At 42.2% G+C, this 16,399-nt stretch carries 20 protein-coding genes and 1 pseudogene; 4 read left to right on the top strand and 17 right to left on the bottom strand.

From position 1 onward, the window contains the following. The first annotated feature begins 55 nt into the window (after positions 1-55). Positions 56-934 (top strand): cation diffusion facilitator family transporter, encoded by an 879-nt coding sequence (locus tag MHB50_RS04215; RefSeq protein ID WP_205179292.1) that lies wholly within the window; start codon positions 56-58, stop codon positions 932-934. Positions 935-955: 21 nt separating this feature from the next. Here the strand turns inward: MHB50_RS04215 and MHB50_RS04210 are convergent, their stop codons facing one another. The 3 genes and pseudogenes from MHB50_RS04210 to MHB50_RS04200 form a co-directional block, all read right to left on the bottom strand. Continuing rightward, a complete protein-coding gene (locus MHB50_RS04210) occupies positions 956-1,570 on the bottom strand; it encodes an ankyrin repeat domain-containing protein (protein WP_236017057.1) in 615 nt (204 codons plus the stop codon). 180 nt (positions 1,571-1,750) lie between these two features. Continuing rightward, positions 1,751-2,026, bottom strand: coding sequence for a YciI family protein (locus MHB50_RS04205; protein WP_205179296.1), 276 nt, complete (start codon positions 2,024-2,026; stop codon positions 1,751-1,753). Between the two features lie 47 nt (positions 2,027-2,073). Next, positions 2,074-3,046 (bottom strand): annotated as a pseudogene (locus MHB50_RS04200) (D-glycerate dehydrogenase). 129 nt (positions 3,047-3,175) lie between these two features. Between MHB50_RS04200 and MHB50_RS04195 the strand changes: the two are divergent. Then, on the top strand, positions 3,176-3,622 hold the full coding sequence (locus tag MHB50_RS04195) for a LytTR family DNA-binding domain-containing protein (protein WP_077110747.1): 447 nt from the start codon (positions 3,176-3,178) through the stop codon (positions 3,620-3,622). 7 nt (positions 3,623-3,629) lie between these two features. Beyond that, complete coding sequence (locus MHB50_RS04190; RefSeq protein ID WP_077110745.1) at positions 3,630-4,034, top strand: DUF3021 family protein; 405 nt, start codon at positions 3,630-3,632, stop codon at positions 4,032-4,034. A gap of 350 nt (positions 4,035-4,384) precedes the next feature. Here the strand turns inward: MHB50_RS04190 and MHB50_RS04185 are convergent, their stop codons facing one another. The 12 genes from MHB50_RS04185 to sigY all read right to left on the bottom strand — a co-directional run bounded on the left by MHB50_RS04185 (position 4,385) and on the right by sigY (position 12,671). After that, the gene (locus MHB50_RS04185) at positions 4,385-5,482 is read right to left on the bottom strand and encodes a HAMP domain-containing histidine kinase (protein ID WP_077110743.1); all 1,098 of its coding nucleotides are present in this window, start codon (positions 5,480-5,482) and stop codon (positions 4,385-4,387) included. Next, positions 5,469-6,152 (bottom strand): response regulator transcription factor, encoded by a 684-nt coding sequence (locus MHB50_RS04180; RefSeq protein WP_077110741.1) that lies wholly within the window; start codon positions 6,150-6,152, stop codon positions 5,469-5,471. Before MHB50_RS04180 ends, MHB50_RS04185 begins: the two co-directional genes overlap by 14 nt. Positions 6,153-6,164: 12 nt before the next feature. Continuing rightward, positions 6,165-6,752, bottom strand: a complete 588-nt coding sequence (locus MHB50_RS04175; RefSeq protein ID WP_077110739.1) for a TlpA disulfide reductase family protein — start codon at positions 6,750-6,752, stop codon at positions 6,165-6,167. 14 nt (positions 6,753-6,766) lie between these two features. Further along, complete coding sequence (locus tag MHB50_RS04170; RefSeq protein ID WP_077110737.1) at positions 6,767-7,483, bottom strand: cytochrome c biogenesis CcdA family protein; 717 nt, start codon at positions 7,481-7,483, stop codon at positions 6,767-6,769. Between the two features lie 206 nt (positions 7,484-7,689). Next, entirely contained in the window at positions 7,690-8,232 is a 543-nt protein-coding gene (locus tag MHB50_RS04165) for a TlpA disulfide reductase family protein (protein ID WP_077110735.1), read from the bottom strand. Next, positions 8,229-8,867, bottom strand: a complete 639-nt coding sequence (locus MHB50_RS04160) for a hypothetical protein (protein WP_077110733.1) — start codon at positions 8,865-8,867, stop codon at positions 8,229-8,231. Before MHB50_RS04160 ends, MHB50_RS04165 begins: the two co-directional genes overlap by 4 nt. A gap of 869 nt (positions 8,868-9,736) precedes the next feature. Continuing rightward, positions 9,737-10,513, bottom strand: a complete 777-nt coding sequence (locus MHB50_RS04155; RefSeq protein WP_077110005.1) for an ABC transporter permease subunit — start codon at positions 10,511-10,513, stop codon at positions 9,737-9,739. After that, positions 10,510-11,397 (bottom strand): ABC transporter ATP-binding protein, encoded by an 888-nt coding sequence (locus tag MHB50_RS04150; RefSeq protein ID WP_077110012.1) that lies wholly within the window; start codon positions 11,395-11,397, stop codon positions 10,510-10,512. The genes MHB50_RS04155 and MHB50_RS04150 overlap by 4 nt, the downstream gene beginning before the upstream one ends. A gap of 12 nt (positions 11,398-11,409) precedes the next feature. Next, the gene (locus MHB50_RS04145; protein ID WP_077110004.1) at positions 11,410-11,601 is read right to left on the bottom strand and encodes a PLDc N-terminal domain-containing protein; all 192 of its coding nucleotides are present in this window, start codon (positions 11,599-11,601) and stop codon (positions 11,410-11,412) included. A 14-nt stretch (positions 11,602-11,615) separates the two neighbouring features. Further along, positions 11,616-11,816, bottom strand: coding sequence for a transcriptional regulator (locus MHB50_RS04140; RefSeq protein WP_139345559.1), 201 nt, complete (start codon positions 11,814-11,816; stop codon positions 11,616-11,618). Further along, the gene (locus tag MHB50_RS04135) at positions 11,803-12,138 is read right to left on the bottom strand and encodes a YxlC family protein (RefSeq protein WP_077110003.1); all 336 of its coding nucleotides are present in this window, start codon (positions 12,136-12,138) and stop codon (positions 11,803-11,805) included. The genes MHB50_RS04140 and MHB50_RS04135 overlap by 14 nt, the downstream gene beginning before the upstream one ends. Further along, entirely contained in the window at positions 12,135-12,671 is a 537-nt protein-coding gene (gene sigY, locus MHB50_RS04130) for an RNA polymerase sigma factor SigY (protein WP_236017058.1), read from the bottom strand. Before sigY ends, MHB50_RS04135 begins: the two co-directional genes overlap by 4 nt. Before the next feature lie 162 nt (positions 12,672-12,833). On the opposite strand from sigY, the gene MHB50_RS04125 reads away from it, so the two are divergent. Beyond that, the gene (locus tag MHB50_RS04125) at positions 12,834-13,166 is read left to right on the top strand and encodes a DinB family protein (protein ID WP_205179308.1); all 333 of its coding nucleotides are present in this window, start codon (positions 12,834-12,836) and stop codon (positions 13,164-13,166) included. Positions 13,167-13,683: 517 nt separating this feature from the next. Here the strand turns inward: MHB50_RS04125 and MHB50_RS04120 are convergent. Beyond that, entirely contained in the window at positions 13,684-15,597 is a 1,914-nt protein-coding gene (locus tag MHB50_RS04120; protein WP_205179309.1) for an ABC transporter permease, read from the bottom strand. Continuing rightward, complete coding sequence (locus MHB50_RS04115; protein ID WP_321189653.1) at positions 15,572-16,336, bottom strand: ABC transporter ATP-binding protein; 765 nt, start codon at positions 16,334-16,336, stop codon at positions 15,572-15,574. The genes MHB50_RS04120 and MHB50_RS04115 overlap by 26 nt, the downstream gene beginning before the upstream one ends. Positions 16,337-16,399 lie beyond the last annotated feature (63 nt).

Here is a 16,399-nt window from a genome sequence, read left to right as displayed (position 1 = left end):
CCACTCGACTGTTGGTTGCTATCATAAGATGAACAAGCGGGAAGGAATGATATGTATGTCTCAGCAGTCTTATGAAAACCTCAAAATGGGTGAGCGTGGGGCCATTTTGAGTATTGGCGCGTACATTTTTCTTTCAATTCTCAAACTGTATTTCGGTTATACGGCCGGTTCAGAGGCTCTAAAAGCGGACGGCCTGAATAATACCACTGATATAGCAGCATCCATCGCCGTATTGATCGGATTGAAGCTTTCCCAAAAACCACCCGATAAAGACCACCGATACGGCCATTGGAAAAGTGAAACGATCGCCTCTATGACAGCTTCATTCATTATGCTCGGAGTCGGAATTCAGGTGTTAAATAGCGCTTTTAAGACGATCATCCATGGCCAAAATGAGCCTCCTGATACGATAGCCGCCTATGTTGCACTCTTTTCAGCCGCGGTCATGTACTTCGTATATGTGTACAACAAAAGATTGGCAAAGAAAATACGCAGCACCGCGGTTATGGCAGCTGCCAAAGATAATCTTTCTGATGCCTGGGTCAGCATTGGAACCGTTGTGGCGATCATTGGTTCCCAATTTCGCATGCCCTTGCTCGATTCCATCACCGCCTTTATTGTCGGGTTACTCATATGCAAAACGGCGTGGGATATTTTTAAACAGGCATCCCACGAGCTTTCTGATGGCTTTGATGAGAATAAAATTTCCTTGTACAAAAAGGAAATGAGAAAAGTGGATGGAGTAAAAGGAATTAAAGAAGTAAAAGGGAGGAACTACGGAAGTAATGAAGTGATCGATGTCGTAATCCTCGTAGACCAAACGTTGGATATTCAAGAAGCGCATAACATTGCCACACTTGTGGAGGAAAAAATGAAAAACGAACACGGAGTGTACGATGTCCATGTTCACGTTGAACCGGAGCCAAATGAATAGCCGGCACCTGTGCGGCACCGGCTAAGCCCCTGCTTCTATTAAGATTTCCTCAATCTCTTTAAAGCCCTTTTTACGAGCATGCTGCAACGGAGTGACCCCGTCTTTATCAGCAATACGAACATCTGCACCGTGTTGTATCAACATTCGAATCGTTTCCTGCTGCTTTACATCTCCATCGTTTAAGATAATTGCTTCCAAAAGAGCAGTCCAGCCCAGATTGTTTACATGATTGACGTCGATATCCGTTTTTTCAAGAAGCTCCTTGATTACATCCGTATATCCATGTTCCGCCGCCGGAATTAAGGCAGTGCCTCCATATCGGTTTGTCAAGGATGGATCTGCGCCTGCCTTTATGGTCAATTGCAATATGTCCAAATACCCTTCCGCCCCGGCATAGAGGAATGGATTATTCTTCATGTCATCCTGAATGTTGACATCCGCCCCTTCATGAATTAGCACTTTTACAGTATCTGTATCAGCATTGTAGGTGGCAATCATGGCAGGCGTCCGGCCTTTTGCATCTTGTCCGTTAACATCTGCCCCTTTTTTCAGGAGTTGTTGAATCTGCTGACGATCCCCTTGTTCTGTCGCCAGGAACAATTGTTCCTGTAACGTTAGCGATTCCTCCTTCTTCATGTTTGCATCCTCCTTCCCGCTCTCCGAACACCCCTGAAGCAACAACAACACTATAAATAGTAAAGTATGCTTTTTCAAACGAACACCTTTCTTTCAAGAGAGTCAGGCCTAGATGAACATAAGCCGACCTTTTTCTCAATTTATCCGAAAAAACGGCGGAAAAGGCAGTTTTTTTTCAGTTTACTTATGTATATCCATCGCGGCGATTTCCCATTCGTGGATTTCATAATGGCGTGCTCCCGTTATAACATATGGATCTTCTTTCACCCAAGATTCAACTTGCTCAAGACTTTCTCCCTGGTAAATGACAAGTCCGCCAGTCCCATCAACAAAACGGCCAAACATGACTGCTTTTTTTTCTTCTCGTTTGCGGGCCAAAAACTCCAAATGGGCGGGGCGGTTCTCCCTGCTCTTTTCTTCATCTTTCATTGGTAAAAAAACGGCAAAATATTTCATGTCTTTTCCTCCAGCACATCATCATTTTTCTTCTCATTATACATGAATTATGCTTGAACCGGATCATTCACTTTCATCACTGTCCCCCTATTTGATAACGCATTGTGTAAGTTGTCGGCGGCCAACTGAGCCATTTTCATCCGTGTGGCAATGCTCGCACTGCCAATATGGGGGAGTGTGACAACATTTGAAAGGGTCAATAAAGGATGAGAAAGATCTACCGGTTCTTTTTCAAAAACATCAAGGCCTGCTGCCCAAATTTCTTTGTTTTTGAGCGCATGATACAGCGCTTCCTCATCCACGATCCCCCCGCGGGCTGTATTGATCAACACAGCTGTTTTCTTCATAAAGGACAACTCATTTTTGGAAATAAGATGATGGACCTCCGGGCTGTATGGTAAAAGAAGACAAATAAAATCGGATTTTGTTAAAACCGTTTTAAAGTCGACATACGTGGCGCCAATTTCTTCTTCGGCTTCTCTTTTTCTCGAGCGATTATAATACAGCACTTCCATTTGAAACCCTTTTGCCCGCCTCGCTACCGCCTGGCCGATGCGGCCAAACCCGATAATGCCCAGCGTCGCGCCAAAAATATCCATCCCCGTCAACTGCATAGGTGACCAAGTTTGCCAGTTACCTTCGCGCAGATAACTGGATGCTTCCACAAGCCGCCTGGCCGTTGCCATGAGAAGAGCGAAGGTTAAGTCAGCAGTCGTTTCTGTTAAAACTCCAGGTGTATTGGTGACGAGAATTCCTTGTCGCTTCATTAACATTAATATTGTTATAGCCTACAGCCATATTACTAATCACCTTCAAATTGGGAGCGGCTTCCATTACTTCTTCATCAATCGTTTCAGTCAACATGCAAAGCAATCCTTTAGCTTCTTTTACCTTTTCCAGCAAAAGCTCTCTTGGGATCGCTTCTTCTTCTTTTTCCCACATGTCGATATGAAAGGACTTTTCCAGCTTTTCTATAATACTGGAAGGGAGTTTGCGCGTAATGTAAATGTTCTCTTTCAAATTGTTTATCTCCTTTCCACATATCATTACATTTTATCATCTTATAATACTATTTCGACCACTTGCCGCAAATCTCCTTTTCAGCGAAACTCGATGAACGTATACTCAAATAAAAGAGGGGGGGATTGCTTGAAAGTCCATTTGAATATCAACCCAAACATTCAAGAAGACGAAATCATGATCGTAATCAAAGAAATGAATGCCAAAGTGGAAAAGCTATTATCTATCATTCATGATGAGAAAGAAAATGGGGTCATTTCTCTACAAAGGGAGGAGAGAATTTATCTTGTAGAACCGAAAGAAATTTCCCATGTTTTTTCAAAAGACAATAAATGCTTTGCATTTAGAGGTAAGCAGCAATACCGATACAAAGATACGCTCAAACAATTTGAAGAGCGGTACAGTCGGCATCACTTTGTGAGAATCTCAAAATATTGTTTGGCAAACGTGGAGTGGATGGATTACTTTGAAGCTACTTTCGGCGGCAGTCTGGTCGTCGCCTTTAAAAACGGGGAAAAGGAAATTGTTTCCCGAAAATATGCAAAGGAATTAAACAAAGCACTATTTAAGGAGTGAACACAACATGCTGGTCGTTAAATCAATCAGAAATATTTTAATTGGCTTTGGCATCGCGAACATTTTTTTACTTATTTTTATTCTGTTTGCGGGTGCAGCTGGCCAGACAGAAATCGATATTGACATATTAAGGACGCAAGTGATTGGCAGTATATGCTTCGGCGCATTTTGCGGAATCTTATCATTAATATTTGAAAGTCAACGATTATCCATTGTTATTAAAACTGGTATACAGCTTTTCGCTTTACTTATTGGATTTGCCGCTTTCGGCTATTATCTAGGGTGGTTCCGTTCACTTGAAGAGATGATGTTTATGCTCATCATTTTTATGATTATATACGTGATTATTTGGCTGTTCATGTATATCATTCAAAAAAAATTGGCTGACCAACTGAATAAAGGAATAAAGTAGCGGGTATATGTCTTACCCGCTTCTGTCATGTTAAGCACTGGCATTGATTCCTCGTTAAACACTGAGAAAACAGCGGGTCAGGTTTTATTCCAGGGTGATATTCTAACTCGCCTCAACAATAAAATCTGTATATGGCTTTCTTTCGAGTGAAACAGACACTTTCTAAAGCCCTTCTTTATTAAAAACCAACTTTGCGCCGCTCTGTTTGCCATCAACATCCCATTCAACGTTTTACATGTGAAGACATGGAAGATATCTTCTCAATTTTAAACAAGATACTTCTGTTTCATTAAACTCATCAACAACAAATAACCTTTTCATTGTTACGGACTGCACCTTGTTTTCGAGGTTTAAAGCATAGCAGTGGATGGCAGCTTGACGATGAATTGATGATAATTTCCGTCCGTTTCCAGGGCAACACTTCCATCCTGTCGTTCTGCCAGTTCCTTTACGATGGCCAGTCCCAGGCCATTTCCGCCCGATTCGCGGTTTCTTGATGTATCCACGCGGTAAAAACGTTCGAAAATCTGCGGGCGCGATGCTTCAGGAATGAATTGGCCTTGTCCTTCCACTTGCAAAACATAATGATCTTTTCTCCGCTTTCCTTTTAAATGAAGAGTCGTATTTTCGATACCATAGCGAATTGCATTATCCAATAAATTTCCAACGATTTGTTTCAGGGTATCTTCCGTTATATGGAAAGCCGCCTCTTCAACAGCAACTTCTATTTGAATATGTTTTTGATCCAGCTTCATTTGATGAATGGAAACCATATGATTGACGATTGTTTTGATATTTGCGGGATTGCTTGGTTTGGCATCCAAATATTGATTCCATTCCCGCTCCGAAAGATGATGCAGTTGCTCAATTAACTTGCTTAGCCGTTCAGCTTCGCCATGTAGAGAGTGCAGCACATTTTTATCCGGCTCGATGACACCGTTTTTGATGGCTTCCAAATAACCTGTAATATTGGATAATGGCGTACGGACTTCATGGGCTAAATCTGCCGCCATTTTATTGCGAAGCTCTTCACTTCTTTTGATTTTTTTAATCAGACTATTAAAATTTTCAGTGAGAAGCCCGACTTCATTCCTCGTTGTAATCGGAACGAGCCGCATTTCTTCCCCATCGCTCATACGTTTCGTCACATCAGAAAGCATTCGGATCGGAATAATGATTCTCCTGATCCAAATATAATGAATGACAACAGCTACCAAGAACGCAATAATACTTACCCGAATTAAGTAAAAATCCATCGTCTCGTCGAACGATGATTGCATGAATGGCCCGGCAATATTCATGTCATTCGCAAGAAAACAAGCATATTCTTTGACGGAAAAACCGGCAATGATAATGACAACTACAATAACTGCCAAATTGACCCACGTTAACTCCCAAAAAATCCCTGTTCTCCAAATCCCTTTCATATACGGTTTATTTGGTGACAAATTTATATCCCACCCCTCTTACGGTTTGAATCATGGGTGCAGAGACACCCCCTTTTTTAATTTTCTCTCGAATATTTTTCACATGAACGTCAATCGTTCGCTCAAAAATATCTTTCTCATGCAGCGGATATAACGTCTGTAGCAATTGTTCTCTTGTCATGACTTGATCAGGATGAAGCATGAGCTTTTTTAAAATGGCAAACTCGGAAGCTGTCAATTGGAGCTGTTTGGAACCGACCCAAACTTCATGTTTGTTCGGCTTTAAGGTCAGATTGCCGAAAGATACCTTTTGACAGTAATGACCGGCTCTCCTCAATACCGTTTCTACTCTTGTGACCAGTTCTTCCGGGCTGAACGGCTTTGTCACGTAATCATCCGCCCCCATCTTCAACCCGTGAATGCGGTCTTTTTCGTGGATTTTTGCCGTGACCATAATAATGGGAACATCACTGACAGCCGTTTCCCGAATATACTCACATACCTCTTCACCCGATTTTTCGGGCAGCATTAAATCCAGGATGACAAAACAAGGCGACTCTTTTTGAAACAGACGGATGGCTTCCGTCCCCGTCGCCGCAGTCACTACATCAAAACCGGCTTTTTGAAAATAAGCCGCCATGAGCTTTTGCAACATTTGGTCATCCTCAACGACCATAAGTGTTTTTGACATGTTCCTCACCCGCTACTGCAATTTATTGACCTCATTCTCCATCCACTGATACGTCATTGGACCAATGATTCCTTGCTGGATCACACCCTCTTGATCTATGATAAAGCTTTTCGGAATAGCGAAAGCTTCAAATTGTTGTCCAACCATCCCTGTTTCATCAAGGGGGATCGTAAATGCAACATTGAATTCATCAATAAATGTTTGTACCACTTCTTTGTTATTTTCCGCAGCAGTTAAGTTGACTGCCACAATCTCGACTCCCTTATCTTTGTAATTCTGATAAAACTTTTGCATATCCGGCATTTCCGCCCGACAAGGAGGACACCAAGTTGCCCAAAAGTTTAATATGACGATTTTTCCTTTATAATCAGCAAGCCGGAACTGTTGTCCATCCAGTGTGGGCAGTTCGATTGCCGGAGGGCGGCTTCCTGCTGAAAGGCCGCTTTCTTCTTGACCGGATTCCGCTTGAGCGTCCGGTAACAGGACATCCATTTGACTTTCATCAGCTATTTCATACTTGTCCTTCCCGATATATTCTTTATACAAGAAAATACCCATGAATGCCACTAAGCCGACTAATAAGAGCCATCTCCACTTCATTGCTCATGCCCCCTTTATAAGTTAAAAACGGAAAACCGCGCAAAATAGGCACTTATTTTTGTCATCTGGCCGGTAAAAATCATCAGGCCGAGTAAAATCATGATCGAGCCATTCACAATGGAAAATTTCCCTAAATAGCGATTGATGGATCGAATCATTCGTACCGATTTAGTCATCATGAAAGAAATAAACAAAAACGGCAAAGCCATGCCCAATGAATAGACACCGAGAAGCAGCATTCCCTGCCCTACAGTAGTGCTTGCGCTCGCCAGCAGTAAGATCGTTGATAACGTTAACCCTACACATGGAGTCCAGCCGCTTCCAAATGCGACTCCAACCAGGACAGATGAGAACCAATTTTTCGGCTTTTGCAATTTATGCTCCCATTTCCGATCTTTCATTAAAAAATTCAGTTGGAAGACCCCGAGCATTTGCAGCCCAAAAGCGACAATTAAAATGCCGCTTATATGTTCAATCAACTTTCTGTTTGCTTGAAAAAACTGTCCGACAAAAGTGGCTGAAGCGCCCATTATCATAAATACAATGCTAAAGCCCACAATAAAAGCGATAGAACGTTGGAGCAACAAGCTTCTGTCAACACGCAGCTGCTGGTTCTGAACATTTCCTCCCGTTAAATGCGATAAATAAGCGGGCAGAACCGGAAAGATACACGGCGAAAAAAACGATAACAGCCCGGCTACAAATGCCACCCACATGGAAACCGATTCCATTTTTCCACTCCTCACACATCTTTTTCTACAGTCTGGGTTATGATTGTTAAAGTTTGATGAAGAACTTAAATAGCCTCGGCGCATGTGATTCTTCGGTAAGCCGAACGGGCTTCCTTCCTTAGCGCATCATAAAAGCCAATCAACCTCATGTGAAATTGACCGGCTTTCATGTAAAGTGATATCGTTTTTGAAAATGCCCATCCAACTCATTCATCAAGTTCCGTAAATATACGGCGCAATCGCTCTTTACTGACCGGACCTACAATCTTATGTCGAATAACCCCTTCTTTATCAACAACATAACTTGTCGGAATCGTCTGTGCTTGATACGTATTGCTTACTTCACCCGTCTCATCGAAAACAATCGGGAATGAGAGCTCATTTTGTTTGGAAAATGTCCGGACTGCTTCTTTATTTTTTTCCAAATGCAAGAGATTCACTGAAAGAAGCGCGATATTTTCCTCTTTGTTTTCCTCAAAAAAATTTTGTATATGCGGCATTTCAGCACGGCACGGAGGGCACCAGCTTGCCCAGAAATTTATAAACACATGTTTTCCTTTCAAGTCCGCAAGCGAGAGCTCTTCTCCCCCATCCGTCTTCAATCGAAAATCGGGTGCCCGCTGTCCGGGTAAATGGCCGACTCCTTCCGGCGCTGTGGATGTTTGCTTTTCGCGATCCTCGCTGAAATGCCCAATGAGAAAAAGCCCAATACTAAACATAATAAGCGACATAATCATCTTTTCTTTCATACGTTCTCCTTTACGAGCAAATTGTTGCTCAAAAGAATGGCGCATAATGGAAAAATAATCGCCAGACTCCATTCCGCCAGTGTCAACTCATTCGGCAGTTGAAAGATCATGGCATAGACAATGAAAATTAGTCCCGCTTTTTTCGGCAAGCGATCAAGCGCGTTTCTGTCCCACAGCCATACGATGAATAATGTCGTTGTGAATACAAAGGAAAGGATTATGAAAAGATTTTCCCCTTGGGTAATAGCGTGTAAAAATAAATACAAGCCATATCCTGCTGTACCAAATAGCAATAACGTCTCACTCAACTGTTTGTAAATCTTTTTCTTTTTTGCTTGGCGATACAGATACAAAAAACTTACAAACAGGCCAAGAAAAAACCCTTTCGTGCCGCCGGTAAAATATAAAACGGATGATACATGTGCTTTTACAGTGTCAAAATCAAACACGACAATGCTGAATTTCCACACAACCCCGATGACAAATAAAGCATTGATGATCATTTCCAGCGACTCTTTCTTCATTTGATGGTGTTTTACATAAACGCTCGTTAAAAGCCACCCGCCAACAAGCGAAAGCAGTGCCAATACCCAATGAAGGGGAATCGTGAATGTACCAAATTGCAAGAGTTGCATGACAGTTTCATTCCTTTTTCCAGAATTTCACCTATTATGCGATAGGTATGTTAAGAATGTGTGAATAAAGAAAAAGAACCGAATCATAACTCCAAAGATGGCCTTACGTCATTCGATATCAGAAGTGGTATCACAAACAAAATAAAAAAGTCTGGGACACAACTAAATCAGCTGATGAAAAAACGAACAATAAAGTGAAACTTCATTCAGTAGGGCTCCTACTGAATGTTAGTTGAACCAATCGGCAGTAGGGCTCCTACTGAATGTTAGTTGAACCAATCGGGCATTTAGGTGCCGTTTTCTCACACTTGGACCTTTTGTATTCACTCAGATTTTGAAGGGGGAGTCTTACGGCACCTTACATGCGGGATAAAGTGAAACTTCATTCAGTAGGGCTTCTACTGAATGTTAGTTGAACCAATCGGGCATTTAGGTGCCGTTTTCTCACACTTGGACCTTTTGTATTCACTCAAGATTTTGAAGGGGGAGTCTTACGGCACCTTACATGCGGGATAAATTGTCTCAGTGTATAATGCGCAAGCTTTTAGCGTAGTCAACATATGTAGACTCCTGCGGGAATAGCTCGAGTTGAAGATCCCTCAGGAAAGCGAAATATGTTGAGTAGCGATGATAGGAATTTTTTTTACACAAATAACGGGACAAAACCCTGTAAAAATGAAATAAACCGCATGAAATCAGGTTTAAAAACCTTGATTTCATGCGGCTTGATTCTCACGTTTTTTACGAATATGAATCAGCTTTCAACTTATGTCGCAGTCCCATTTCGTATTCGCTTATGTCCCGGCCTCGACAGTCTTTCCCAAAAACAAATGTAGCGCCGGACTTGTTTTTTGATGAAGCAAGCTATATCAATAGCTTTCATATGTTTTAAACACAATGCAGGACGCCCAAAACATGCAAGCGAGTAAAATGATGCTTGTTACTGCCATTGTCTCAAAGGAGTCCGCCCATTTGCCAGTCATTAACATACTACCCGCTTGATCTTGCGCATTGGCTGGACTCCATCCCATATATTTTGGAAAAAGGGAGCCGGAAAGCGCGATGGCTGCAACTGTAACCAAACTGGCACCAGCAATACCGGCGGCTTTTTTCAGCACTGTTCCTGCCAACAATGTAACCGTCAAGGCAAATAAAATCCATATGCTGTAAGCGGCAAAGCTTTTGATAAAACGGATAAGTGCCACGTCTTTAAATAAGAGATTTGTATAATAATAGGCGAGTCCGTAGCTCAACGCAAACGACAAAAGGTAGAGCAGCGCATGGGAGAGCCACTTGCTTCCGATATAGTGTAAGGCATGTACCGGCCTCGCCATGATGAGTGTCAGGGAGCCGCTGTTTCTTTCATCGGCAATGAGGTTCATAGCGCCAAGGACAAAGATGGCTGTTCCGATCAACCCAAATTGGGACAGCGTTCCTACCAGGACTTCTTCCCCGGACGGCATCGGAATTTGAATAACGGCTCCCTCGGGCAGATTTCCCGCCTTATCCAATATTTCGGGCATATAATACTGGGTGATCGGCTGTGAGATGGCCAGTAAAGATAAAACAACCGGCATCCAGATCAGTTTTTTATCGTGCCAAGCCTCCCGCCACTCTTTTTTAAACAATGTCCAAAAAATATTCATTCTTGAATCAACTCCATATAGGCGTCTTCTAATGTTTGCTCCAATATGGAAAAGCGGGTAATCGTCAACCCGTTCTCCATACATTCTGTCAGCAGGCGGTTGCGGTCATTTGGTTTTTCCAACATAAATTGCGCTGTTTTGGGTGTTGGGAAAAAAACGTCCTTTACATATTTTCTAGTCCCAAGCCACCCCTTCAAGTCTTCTTCTGTTTCGAGAATAAAGGAACTGCCCAGATGGTCCCTTTTTAAAGAAGAAAGAGGACCTGCCCACTTGACCTTTCCATCTTTTAACACGACAATATCATCACAAATTTGTTCGGCATCATGTAGAACATGGGTAGAAAACAGGATCGACATCTTCGTTTTCAACTCATTCATCATCATCAATACATCTCTGCGCCCTGTAGGGTCCAAAGCGGAAACAGGTTCATCCAAAATTAATAATTTTGGTTTATGAAGTAGGGCCTGTGCCAAACCAAGCCTTTGCTTCATCCCGCCGGAAAAGCCGCCGATTTGCTTCTTTTTAGCGTCTTCCAGACCTGCAAAAGCAAGCATCTCTTCCACTCTTTCCCTCAATATTTTTTTCGGTACGCCGGAAAGATTCCCGGAAAAATGCAAATATTGCTCGGCAGTCATCCACGGAAAGAAGGATGGATATTGTGGCAAATAGCCGATGTGCTGCCTATTGATGTTTGTCTTCCCCAAAAATATGATCCTGCCGGAATCCGGTGTTAAAAGGCCGGAAAGCATTTTGAGTGTTGTTGTTTTTCCCGATCCGTTTGGTCCCAATAAAGCGACACATTCCTTTTCTTTCATGGTGATATTTACTTGATCAACTGCTGTATGCAGCTTGAACGTTTTCACCAGTTTTTCCGCTGATAATATCATTTTGCACCCCTACCCTCTTTTTGGCCTGCCAAATACAAAATATAAAACCGGCCCCAGTATACTGATGAATAAAATAATGAGAATCCACAGCCATTTGGGTCCCCTTGTATGTTCTTCCTTTACGCAGCTGATAAGCGCTGTAACAATTAATACGAGATCCAACACAATGAGTGGAATGATCAATTCCCAAGATGGGGTCATGTGTAACTCTCCTCTCACTTTTGTTTTTTACGATAAGGCCTGACGACAAAGAAATAATAAAAGATAGTTGGAAACGGCAATTGAATGAGCCCCCACAGTCCCCAAAACCAGGCATATGCGCCCTTTTTTCTGGCATCCACGAAGAGAAGGATGCTTTGTGTCAGCATAAACGGCGATAGAATCAATAAGACAAGCAGTTTATCAGACTCCATCATCAATCTCAGCCACCTCTGCCGATTCATTCCGGCGTTTTCTTTCCACCATGTAAATAATCGGAACCGTTGCCAAAGCCAATCCCTGAATCCATAAAAATACTTTCGGCAACTTGAATGCGATCACCACATAAGACATGAAAATGACGAGAGCGGTGCATATAAATACGATCAACTCACGCTTCAGCGCTTGCCGGCGTGCTTTTTTACGTTCCATCAAGGCATTCATGATTTGATTGCGACTCGGTGTTGCGGCGTCCTGGGCATTTTCAATTTTTTTCAAGTCTTCGGTGAAATGTTTCATCCACTCTTTGTTCTCCTTCACGTCGGCCACTCCTTTCTTAATTGTTTTAACCCATGATGCACGCGTGATTTTACTGTTCCTTCTTTCAGCCGAAGTATAATAGCGATTTCTGCATACGTGTAACCGTAATAATGTTTTAATAATATCGGTACCCGCATTTCCGGTTCGAGTTCAGCGAACAGCTCCATATTCTCTGTCCATCTCTCTCCGTTCATGGCAAGTTGCCATTTCATTTTCCGAAGGGCTTCAGCTTTTGCCTTTTCAAATATTTTTCTTCGCCTTTTTTCTTTTCGCTGTAAATCAAGAAACAGGCGGGAAGCGATCGAAATAAGCCAAGTAGAAAACTTGGATTCTTCCTTAAAGCTTTGTATGTGAACGTATGCTTTTAGCATCGTTTCCTGGGCCAGATCTTCAGAAACATCCGGCCGGAGGCTCAGCTTGATTAAATATTTATATAAAAATGGATAATTCCTTTGAAATAACGTGGCGAATGCCTCGTCCTTTCCGCTTTTTGCCTCTTGAATCAATCTTTTCTCATCATCGCCCACGTTCAACCGCAGCCAAGCCTCCTTTCTTTCTGCTGTTCTCTCACTTATTATGACGCGCATGCGGACCAAATCGTTCAAAAATAAATAATTTTTTTGGGAATGACATAAAGGATTACAGCGATACAGAATGTAGTATGTAGTGCAAAATGATGCAAGGAGTGGATTTTCGTGAATTCATTACGTCAATTTCAACTGTTTCGCGGCCTCACGCTCCAAGTACTGGAGGATTTGAAAGAAACAAAATGGGATGCACAGCACCCGGGGCAGCCTAATACTATTTGCTGGAATACCGGCCATTTATACATAACGAGCGAGTTCCTCATGAATAAAACTGATCATCATTATGAAGTTCACCAACCGGAATGGAGCGCCTTTTTCGCTCCCGGAACAAGGCCTTCGGATGACGGAAGAACCGCCATCCCCTGCCAACATAATAGAAGCATTGAAAGAACAACAGAAGCAGCGAATCACCGATTATTTTTCCGGCAAACTGCAAAATAAAGCAACCGAAGCATTTGTTATAGCGGTTCAAAGCGTGCGTGGGATATGAGCGAGGATGATTTTTCAACCGATCCCATCTTTTTTAACAACAACATGGATACAGTCGACCTGCTCGTTCAGTTTACCTCCTATCACGAAGGCCTTCATAGCGGGATCATTAAAACTTTGAAAAATATTTTATAAAGTGAAACTTCATTCAGTAGGGCTCCTACTGAATGTTAGTTGAACCAATCGGGCATGTAGGTGCCGTTTTCTCCCACTTGAACCTTTTGTATTCACTCAAGATTTTGAAGTGGTGTATTTGGCACCTTACATGCGGGATAAAGCCAAAAAGGATCCTGTCTTGAAGCATTCATTCAAAACAGGACCCTTTATGAATTTCTACATTAGATGGAGGGAACCAAAATGTTCATTAAGTTTCGATCCCCTCATTGAAGCATTTGAGCTGGATACTGTGACACGCAAGTGATTGCTTGAAAAGGCGAATGCATATCGGCAAATATTCCGCTGACAGTGGCTAGATCGCGCGCTTTAATTTGCGAATATATCCCATTCGTATGAACAGGAAATAAATGACTTGGATGACAAAAAAGCTGCCTAGCACAAGTGTTGATTCTTTTACAAGTGAAAAATCAAACATATTGTGTAATGCCGTCAGTGCCACAGCTCCGTGAATCACCGCCACTAGTATGGGAGCGAAGAACAAAAGGCCAAGTTGGATCGTAACGATTTTGGAAAGCTCTTTATGAGTCAGCCCCAGCTTCCCGATCGCTGCAAACTTGCGCTTTTCCTCATCCAAATCCGTGTAAAGGCGGAAGTATAGAAAGCTGCCTGCGGCGACAAAAAAGACCGCTCCTATAAACAAACCAATAAATAACGTCGCGCCAAACGCTTGATTGATAAAGCTCCACGTAGCGGCAAGCGAAAAGAATTGATAGGGCTCTTCAAATCCTTCGGGCTGAATGGCACTGTTGATCTTTTTGCCAATCTCGCTCGTTTCCTTCCAATCTTTTGTATAAAATGCATAAAAAGTTTTTTGATTTTCAATCTTTGTCAGCTTTTCAAACAAGCGATCATCAACGATGATATAATCTTGATAGTCTGGAAATATACCGGCCTCTTGCGAAGTCGTTTGTTCCAAACTCACTTCATTTTTCTTCAGAACAATCGTCTTATGGCTCTCCTTTTCTACATTTCGTTGACTGCCATTTAATTCACGTTTCGGATAAACGACCATCGCTTCGTTCCCGCTAAGGTTTGCCTTCTTAAGCTCGAATTCACCACTTTGAATAAGATTATTATAATCCGACTCCCTTACAATACTGAGGGACTGATCATATTCCTCACCTGTAGCGAGCAGTTCTTTCACCACGACTTTCGTTTCTTGAAAAGGAATTCCTTCCTGATCCAATTCATCGCGAATAAAAGAAACATGTTCTGTTTCACTTTTGTTCTCTTCCCCTGATACATATTCAAACGCGAAGGGACTTTCCTCCACTAACGAAGTCGTCACCATCGACCGAAAACCGACAAGCGATCCAATAGCGGTAAAAGCAACAGTTGAAACAATGGCAACAAAGAAAAACGTACGCGCATTATCCTTCATTCGGTAGGCAAGGTCTGAAAAAAGCACAAGGTTCGTTTTTTTCCAAAAGAAAGATTGCCTCTTCTTTAAAGCACGGATCACAAAGACACTGAGCTGCGTGAACAAAAAATACGTCCCTATGATGACGACCGTTGTCACCGGGATCATCGCCACCGCCACCCCCAAACCTTTCACAAGCAATGCGGCGACATATCCACCGATGAGCAACACGGCAGCTAAAAGAGAAAGTAGCAACGATCCTTTCGGTTCAGCCTTCGGGACAGAACTTCCTTTCATTAAATCAACCAACTTGCTCCCTTTTAAAATAACAACTGTCGCAAAAGAAATAATCACAAACAGGAAGAGAAATGAAACAAACGTTAAAGCGAGTGCTTTTACAGGAAAGTAGAAAAGTAATGGCTCTTCCAATTCCAATATATTTTCCGCCGCCAACAGCAACATTTTTGAAAAAATAATCCCGAGGCCGATCCCCAATATTGTTGCAAAAAAACCGATGATTACATTTTCGAGGAACACCATTCTGCGGAGCTGCATATTTGTCATCCCATGCATGACAAGCAAGCCAAATTCTTTTTTTCGTGTTTTTAAAAACGAACTCATAGAAAATAACACGAAAATAAAGGAAAAGACATAAATGATCGCTTCCGCAAAATGCAATCCAAGCGAGACGCTTGAATGAATCGTTTCTTTATTAAAAGCGGGGTGAAAGGCAAACATGGCATAAACGAAAAACACCATCACCGCAAACGTGCTGCTTAAAAAATAGCCGGCATACGTCCGTTTGTTTCGCATGACATTATTAAACGCGAACTGTCGAAAGGTCATGCGAATCCCCTCCTAATAGTGATAACACATCAATGATTTTCTGGAAAAAAGCCTGGCGATTGTCTCCGCGATGAATTTCATTATAAAGCTTGCCATCTTTAATAAAAATCACACGATGACAATAACTTGCGGCAATCGGATCATGAGTCACCATCATCATCGTTGTTTGATCTTTTTGATTAATCTCTTCCATTGTTTCCATGACATCTTTTGACGATTTTGAATCAAGGTTTCCCGTCGGTTCATCCGCAAGCAGCATATCCGGTGAATGAATGATCGCACGCGCAATCGCCGTCCGTTGGGCCTGTCCGCCCGAAATTTCATAAATGCGCTTTTTTAGCAGTTTACTGATCCCAAGTTTTTCAGCGACTTTTTGCAACTTTTCTTTCATGACTTTCACTTTTTCACCGTCAAGAGTGAGCGGAAGCACAATATTTTCTTCGACCGTTAATGTGTGAAGCAGATTAAAGTCTTGGAAAACAAACCCAAGCTGCCTACGGCGAAAAAGAGCCAATTGCTCATTTGTCAGTTGAAACGGATTGTTTCCATTGATCAACACTTCTCCTGTTGTCGGCTGATCGATCGTGGCAACCATATTCAGCAGCGTTGTTTTTCCGCTTCCCGAAGGCCCCATAATGCCGACAAACTCCCCTTTATTAATCGTGAAATGAATATTCTCAAGTGCTTTGTAAGGTACTTTTCCGTCATATATCTTACTGAGCTGCTTGACATGTAACATTTCCATGCAAAAAAACCCCTTTCTTAACTCAAGTGTTAAAACTGGCACTATCATAAGCTTAAT

It is taken from the genome of Siminovitchia sp. FSL H7-0308 (assembly GCF_037980985.1).
GTDB lineage: Bacteria > Bacillota > Bacilli > Bacillales > Bacillaceae_C > Siminovitchia > Siminovitchia thermophila.
The sequence above is the reverse complement of the archived record's forward strand: the minus strand, read 5'-3'. Positions and strand labels throughout refer to the sequence as shown.